This is a genomic window from Psychrobacter sp. 5A.1 (assembly GCF_030407455.1).
Taxonomy (GTDB): domain Bacteria; phylum Pseudomonadota; class Gammaproteobacteria; order Pseudomonadales; family Moraxellaceae; genus Psychrobacter.
Window position 1 is genome coordinate 22,566 of the sequence record NZ_JASDDJ010000036.1, and the last position, 9,052, is coordinate 31,617.

Genomic DNA, 9,052 nt, shown 5'->3' on the forward strand with positions numbered 1-9,052 from the left:
TAATAAATTATGGCTTTTTTACAACTATTTAACGAATAGATATTAAAACAAGTACCTATTAATCAGCACAACTAGATTATTACCGTCGTATCGATATCTGTATCAATATATAGCGATACACTTGAATCTGTCGTACTTTGATAGAGATCATATCCCGTTTGATCAGACGTTTGCTGCTTCGCAAATTCCGATGTTAGTGATACTGTATCGGTATTATCACCATTGACGAATAGCTTATTACTGCTATCGGTCACATCGATGACATCACTAGTGCTCAAATTGGTTAACGACTGAGCGCTACCGTCTGTCATATCAAAAACTTCAAAGTTATCAAGCACTGATGAGTTAAAGCTACCAAAATCTATACTGGTATCAGTAATCAGAAGTGTATCAATATCAGCACCACCATCCATCAATACATTATCAGCCGCAAAGGTGATTGTATCGTTGCCTGCACCACCTCTTAGCGTATCGGCTCCAGTACCACCGTCGAGGAAGTCATTACCGCTACCTCCGATTAAGATGTCATCACCAGCGCCGCCTTTATAGTTGACAGATACTGACTGTCCAGAGGCATCAACGATATCATTCTCCGCTGTCCCTACAAAAGTTTTGCTAAAAGCGATATCGATAGATATAGATGGCAATTCACCATTGCTATCTGTATAAATACCTGACGTATCCGTTATAATCCCTACCGTATCTGTAGTAGTAAGCTCAAAATCCAAATCACCTTTCAACGGTACGGAAGACTGAATTTCTAGATCATTGATCTGCTCAGGGGCGATACCATTTATGGTATAGCTATTAGTGGCATCATCCCAAACGGCAGTCAATATTTCACCTGTACTCTGCACTCTAAAGCGTAAGACATCATCAGTTAAGTTGACACCATTGTCAGTAATAACCATATTCACCGTCTCACTGCCATCCGTATCTTCCATTACCGCATTCAGGTTAAGTGCTACCCATAAACCTTGCTTACCAAGAACAGTAGTAGTCGAATTAGCAGTGATCCCGTCGGCCACGGGGGTTACATCTAGACTTATAACAAGTATGTCACTGACCAGACCGCTGTCACTGATGGCTTTCATCTCAATACCATTAATAATGCCACTGACGTTTTCTGGTGCCTGGATGAATATATTGTCTGTTTCTCCTGCTTCACCACTGTTGACATTGATAAGCTGACTGGCATTAATTGACCATGAATTATTACCATTGCCATCTGAATCGCCATTATTACTGGCTAAAACGATATCTCCAGAGGCATTGGTGTAGTAAACCAAGTAGCCATTAGGTACTTCGTCTAGAGTGATGGCCGTGGTGCTATCGTTTTCATCAATCGTGTTGATTTTGTATTCTATTGCAATTTTGGTATCTTCTTCACCCACTGCTGTCGGGTCTACATCATCATAGGTAACAGTAAGTTTGTCAGGCTGCGGAGCAACTGCAATGTTATAGCTGTGCTCATAGGTCAATATACCACTATCATAATTAATGACATCATTGACTTCTTCGTGCGCTGCATAGACATTGATCGTTGCTGTGCCATCCTCATTTGCAGCGGGTCTATAATTGACAGTGATAGTATCAGCAGGGTTGACACCATCGATAGCCGCATCAGTGTCTGCAACATCGACCACGTAATAGGTACCAGCGGGAATACTGCCAACTTCATCATCGGCTAACGTGACTGCTATTAGCGCCGTGCCATTATTATCAGTCAATTCACCAGTGGCACCATTATCATTGGTCAGACCTGTTTCATCAAGTTGAAGATAAAGCTTGCCGTCGATAATAGAAACGTAATCACCGTCCGCACTATTAGTCAAGTTGATATTGATAGCCACAGTCGTATCTTCATTAGTAGCGAGTACGGTAGTTTCAAGATTGTTGTCAAAGAGGTCTGTGACAGGTTTTATTTCGACACTGACATCAATATCTGTGCTGGTTTCTAGCCCTACATTGTTTAGCGCTGTAAATTCCACACCAAAATTCAGATTTTGACTGGTGTCTGAATTATCGTTGGTACTGAAATCTGCAGGTGGTGTTAACGTCACAGCAGCAAGCGCAGCATTAGGCGTTAGACCATTGATATTGACATTATCAACACTAATCAGCCATATTCCACCAACCAGTTGTACAGTAACCGCTGGATTGGTACTGTTTAACAGGACGCCGTCTGGCAAATCAGTTAGTGAGAAAGTGTAAGAGCTGACGGTGCTCGCTGTGTCCGTCTTTAATGTTGCATTTATCACATCAGACAACTTAACAGCGCCATCTTCTGTCTGAGACAGTGGCGGTATAATCTCAAGCGTTGCAATCAAATCAGGATCGATAGGGTTCTCACCTGTACCATCTCTATCTAAATTAAGCACAAAGATATCAGATACACGTGCTTCACTACCGCTCAATCCTACTCCGTTAATATCTTGAGTAATACCAGTGACGGTCACTGTGAAATCGCCCTCAGGAATATTGGCGGTATTTGGATCGCGGGTTAAGACTAGCGGATAGGTTGCTGTATCTGTCACATCAATCTCTTTATCTGTCACATCCACATACCACGTACCACCAGATAAAATACCACCCTCTACAGTCACACCCGCTGGCACACCTGTTATTTCCAAGCGCGTAAATGACTCTGAGCCATCTTGATCAACTGACGACAATGAAACAATCACACTGGCACTATTGTTATCATTAGCACTACTAATAACGATGGTGTTGTCAGTTACATCTAATTCAATACTAGGCGCATCCGTCACTGCTTGGAAAGTAACATCGATATTGGCACTGCCCGTTTGCGATTGGCTATTGACCGTAGAGGTATCGGTTAGTAGTGCGGTATCGGTATACGTGTAATCGAAAGGTATCGTGACATTATCATCACTATGGCGCTTGTCATCATCGTACATCATCTCGATAACTTGATCTGGCGTAAACGTCAAAGATGGCGGTGGATTAGTCGTTAAGTCAATCTCGACATTGTCGACACGTAAGATGATATCTTTAGCCAGCAGGTCAGCTACTGATAGCGTGACACTTTCAAGCGCTTCTTGACCTGTAGTTAGAACACCCTGATCTGTCGTCGTAAAGGCCGATTTAAAGTCAATGGTCGCCCATGTATCTTCGACTGCTAGCACTTGCGGATTATTCATAGTGCCATCAGCGGCATCAGGCGTAACCACAATGGATATGCTTTGGGTGTCATGTGTAACACTATTACCAGAGATCGTTTCGGTCGTTGTGCCTGTGATTGTGAAGTCAATTTCACCAGCAAAGTTGTTAGGGGTTATCAGCTGTGCTGTACCATCCTTTAGAGACTCTAAAGGCACAGACCAACTACGAGTCTCACCGATACCACCTAAAAATACTGCACCTGTGATATCAAACCCTACCGGCACGCCTGTTACTTTATAAGTGACTTGCTCTGTTGCTGGAAAGTCAACGTCATACGGCGTAATCGCAGAAGCATCAGAGAAAAACTCTGATAACGCTATAAAGTTACTGGTATCTAATACGTTTTCTGCGATGGTATATGTATAATCTTTACCATTAATGTCAACTGGATCTGCCAATTCATCATTTAAGATAAGATCGGCTTGACCAGTAACTTTGATCGATAAATTCAATGGTGGATTGGGGCCAGGATTACTGGTATTACCATCACTTTCTTCACTGACTGCTGATACTTTAAGATTGACGGTACCGCTATAGTTTTCAGCAGGTACAAAGTATAGGTTATCGACCACATTGGTATAGTCTGATATTGTCACTGACCCACTACTGGTATCTAGCAGCGTTATAGTGCCATTATCATCAACGTATAGCTGTGCACCAGCTGGAATATCATCGATAGTCACATTATAAACTTCAGATCCATCATCATCACGCGAACTTGGACGGATGTTAAGTGGAATGCCAGCGGTAGGAGTGACATCACTTCCGATGGTACCCGTTGTTACATCTCCCATATCTGCAGCGGTGGCACGCGTATTACCACCAACGATGGCCTGATCTTCAGAGCCTACCGCTGGATCAATGCCCACTGTGATTGGGTCAGCGACACCTTCAACGGTAAAGGTCAGATAACTCTCACCACTGGTTGCCGTCACACTAGCACCACCATCTTCATCATAATCGATGGTTTTGGCTTGTACTTTGACCGCTGTCGTTGCAGGAGATACCACATTAAACTCACTGTAATCAGCAGGCGGTGTGACTGTCACGCTATTGAGGTAAGCTGCTGGAATATCAACACCATTACCGCTGTCCGTTAGATTAACGGGATTACCATTACCATCAGTATAGGTAAAGACTGCGCCTTCAACTGCGGTAAAGGTACTTCCATCTTTATTACCAAAGGTTAGATGTGCATAAGTTTGCTCTGAGTCATTAGCAGCGGTGGTATGGCTTTCTGTTCCAAAATTGATTGAATCATCTTGATTAGACCAGTTATCTATTAGGTTAAACGCACCATCAGTACCCAAGTTAAAGGCCGCATCTTCTTTCGCCGCTGTTGTGTATACATGGTCTGGATTAATGGTTAGGTCAATTGTGCTATCACCATCCATATCGCTACCAACAACTTCAGCCACTGGAGTTACTACTACTGTTTGTGTTAAGTCTTGGCTACCTGTTTCTGGTACATTAATACCATCATCATCTGGATCTACTGTAGTTACCGTAAAGGTAAAATCAGCATCTTTTGATGAGTGTGCAGGCGGTGTAATAGAATGATTTGATAAAAATGCATCTAAGTCATTATTATCAGCCTCCGTAACAGCGATAGTAACTTTCCCGTCCAGTCCTACTGAACCAGCGCCCGAATAAGTCCAGCCTTCAGGCAAAACAAACTCTATAGTTGTAATGGTTTCTGGCAATAGACCGTTATCATCTTGTTTGTCCTGCACAATAAAGCCAAATTGATTAAGCGTAACCGCTGTATCTTCTTCAGTCTGAACACCTGTGTTATCAAGCTTGACTTGCCCTGCAACTGGTGTCACAGTCATATTAACCGTCACTGTGCTGATTAGTTCAACAGTAGCATCTCTCTGTTTACCTGCAAGATTCGGATTGAGATCAGAATCACGATCATGATCTTGGGTATACAACGATACGGTAATATTATCCATATCTTGTGAGTTATAATCGGCTGACTTGATGCTAATCTTAGGTTCTGAACCACCATTCACAGCCAATGTTGTAGAGGTAGGTGTTGCAGCATCAACACCAATCAATACCTGACCATTACTATCCGCAGTGTACTCAGTCGCAGTGTTGCTACCAGCTTCGGTGAATGAGATAACAGCATCTGGCTGTAACCCACTAATTACGAAACCATAGGTCTCACGATTTCTTCCACCGTTCACTAAATCACCGAATGTAGTAGTAATTGGTAAGTTAATATAGTCACCTTCTTTGGCACTAACAGTATATGTATTACCAATTACACCAGTTGTCGTCGCAGTGTAGCCAAATGTACTAAAATCATCACCAACTTGATTGTTATTGCTGCTATCCGTAACGGCTTGCACATCAATATCAATAGTGACGGTACTCTCTGCACCAGCCACTCCTGCAAGGACATTACCACTATTATCAACTTCATATTCTGTCACTGACATCTCAAAAGAGATGTTGCTGGCGTCATCTGCACGTGGCGTAAGCGTTATGCCTTGGAAAGCAGTCGTATCCATTTGAACCGTCGGTGCACCATCAGCAACCAAAGTGCCTGTATCAGTTAGCTCAATGATAATGTTACCGTCTGCATTTGGAGTAAGAATATTACCTGAACCATCTTTTAGCACTGCACCTGCTGGAATATCGGATAAAGTGATGTAGCCAAGACGCTCAGGCATATCATCATCACTGCTCGTATCAAGATCAGTGCTATCGGTGATCGTAGGTACTTTTAGACCTAGTAAAACGGTGGTGTCTTCTTTGGTCTCGACTGAAACACTCTCTAATCCAGGGGCATCTGATACTGGATCAACGGTGATGGTTAGGGTTTCTGTACCGCTTTCTGGAGTTGCAGCATCAGGTCCGTTGTTTACCTCAATGGTAATCTCTGGTAGCGTGCCACTATAGTTGGTGTCTTCAAGAACAAACTCATAAGTGCCATTAGCGTTGACAGTGACCGTACCTATCGTGACACCTCCTATGACAACAGGAGCATCATCTCCTGCAGCTACTACTGTGGCTACACCGTCCACAGTATAGCTAACTACCGTAAGCGTTTCATTTAGATCTATGTCATCAGTGTCATTATCAAACACGTTTCCTGATACGGTGTTGTTATCCGAATCAGCGACATCATATTCGTTGATACTGGCAGTGTCATCAGCAAGTGCAATACCATCATCTGTACCGGTGATGGTTACTTCAACATAACGGATTTCACTAGTACTAAGCTCGTTACCATCAGCAGCCGTAATTACGCCTTCATTATCGTCAACTTGTACGGCATAACGAATAGTGATGGTTTCGCCAGCAGGGATAAAATCAAGAACATTGGCAGGTGCATCAATACTCCAACTGCCTTCTTCAAAACTGCCCGCATCATTTTTTGCCTTAAAGATATTGGATAAGGCTGCTTTCTGAGCAGCTGATAATGGATTGATATCTGTAAAGGTCGAATTATTTGGATCATAGACGTAGATGTTTTCTGCGGGCAGCTCACTAATAGTCGGCTCATCACTGCCATCAGTATCGGTAAAGCTGATGGTACCAGTTCGAGTAATATTCGCTGGATCCGTCGTCTGTTCTGTTATTGCCGCTGCGGTTTCGATAATGTTATTACCATTCGCGACATTAGTGATGACAGGTCTGTCATTGGTACCATTGATAGTCACAGTCAAGGTTGTCGTGCTGGTATCGCCATCAGCATCTCTGATGGTGTAGTTAAACGTTTCTATTAAAGGTTCATCATCGATAGCAAGATACTGCACTGCATTGTTATCAAGATCATAACTGTAGCTGCCATCGGCATTTAGCGTTAGATCACCGTATTGACCGCTGGTTATAACACCGATATCACCATCAGTAGTCGTAGCTCCAACAACCAGTTGTACTGCCGTTACTGTTGTTGCATCTGCACCTATCGTATCGGCGACATCTGTAGCAGCGGCACCAGTAGCCGTGAGCACGTTACCAGTGACCTTGTCTGTCTCTTCAGTCATAATATTGGTGTCTGGATTGGCAACAGGTGCTGTATCGATGATTTGAATATCTAACGTATCAGAGGAAGTTCCACCTGCACTGTTGGTGAGAGTGACGGTAAATTGATCTAATACATTGTCACCAGCGGTGTTATGCGTTTCTGCGCTACCATTTTCGGTATATTCATAAGTGAGCGCACCGGTGGTTGCGTTATAACCAGTAATGACCAGTTTGCCTTCGCTACCATTGATAATGACAGGGTTAGCAGTAGTGGCTGTGGTCACATCCGTGTTATTTATAGTTAAAGCCGCAACGCTTTGCGGGTTAGTAATCGTGATAGCACCAGTTATAGTATTACTTGTTCCTTCGACTACACTGTTATCTGCTGGCGTAGTGCCTGCATCCGTATTTTCAATGGCGATTGTTGGCGCTGTATCATTATCAATAATGGCGGTAGTAACACTGGCTTGCGTACTATCAATACTGGCATTGAGTGACGGGTTAGATAAAGCAATAGTATAGTTTTCAGAATTTTCAAACAGGGTGTCGTCAGTAATAGCAACCGTTACCGTTTTGGTCACCTCTCCTGCTGCAAAGGTCAACGTGCCTGAGTTTGCACCATAATCAGCCCCAGCAGTGGCAGTGGCAGTGCCATTACTCGTCGCATAGTCAACTGTCACAGCGGTTGATGATGGGTTGGTTAAGCTGACGGTATAAGTGACCGTACCAGCATCTTCATTTACTAAAGTAGCACCAACAATTGAAATAACAGGCGCATCATCGTTGTCAATGATGGTACCAGTCGCTGTGCTTGGTGTGACTTGTCCGCTTGTACTTGCTGTAAGCGTGATGGTCTCATTCGGTTCATCAATATTGTCATCAACCGTAGGGACACGCACGATAATGCCATTCGTGCTATTGGCTGGAACATCGACACCAAACGTACCATCTACAGCAACCGTAACTGTGCTGAAGGTGTTACCACCATCTACACTCACTTCGACAGGCGTGCCAGTGTCTGTACCAAGTAATGCTGAGCCATTCTCTAGCGTCAGCGATACTGTGGTATCGGACTCAGATAGGTTGCTCAAATCAACGGTAAACTCAAGAACGCTGCCCTCAGTCACACTGTCTCCCGTAACAATCACCGTAGGCTTATCGCCTTCTTGAGGTGTACCATCTGCCGCGTCTTCATCTAAGATAGTGCCGGTGGCAACGGTGTTGTCAATCGCTGCATTGTCAGCATTCGTGATTACAAAGCTGAGCTGTTCACTGTTTTCATAAATATCATCGTTGTTGGTGGTGACGGTGATGACAGGGGCCGCTGTACCGCCTACTGGTACTTTGACGTCAAGCTCGGTGGTGCCATCAAGTACTGCTTGAATGGCAGTGCTGCCCGTGATGGTCACTGGGATACCCGCTGCATTGATATAGGTAATCGAGGCAATGTCTGCCGCTTCTACGTCACTGTTGTTTACGTCAACTTTCACTTGCACGGTGGTGGCAAGGTTGCTTAGGTTGTCTTGCTTGACGGTGTAGCTTAGGGCGTTGTCTATCCCTTCAATTGCTTCACTGTCGGTCGCTTCAATGCGGACGGTCGGACGGTCGCCATCGGTGTTGCCAATAGGACCGTTTGGATCCATGTTGTCTGTAATGACGGCGGTATCTGTGGCGGTGCCAATGCTGGCGTTGATCGGATTGCTGATGCTCATGCCAAAGCCTTCTGAGACCTCATAGATGGCATCGTCATTTGGGGTAATGGTGAAGGTTGGCAGGACGCTGCTACCCGCTGGAATGGTCACGCTAATCCCTGCTAAGGCATCTGCCACGCTGATGGTCTGCGTGCCATCGGCATCCGTAAAGGTGATGCTGTCAATGTCGCCAG

General features: G+C 44.3%; 1 protein-coding gene. It reads right to left on the minus strand.

The features are described 5' to 3' along the window. Positions 1–71: 71 nt before the first annotated feature. The gene (locus tag QL982_RS09245) at positions 72–8,996 is read right to left on the minus strand and encodes a Calx-beta domain-containing protein (protein WP_290190282.1); all 8,925 of its coding nucleotides are present in this window, start codon (positions 8,994–8,996) and stop codon (positions 72–74) included. Positions 8,997–9,052 lie beyond the last annotated feature (56 nt).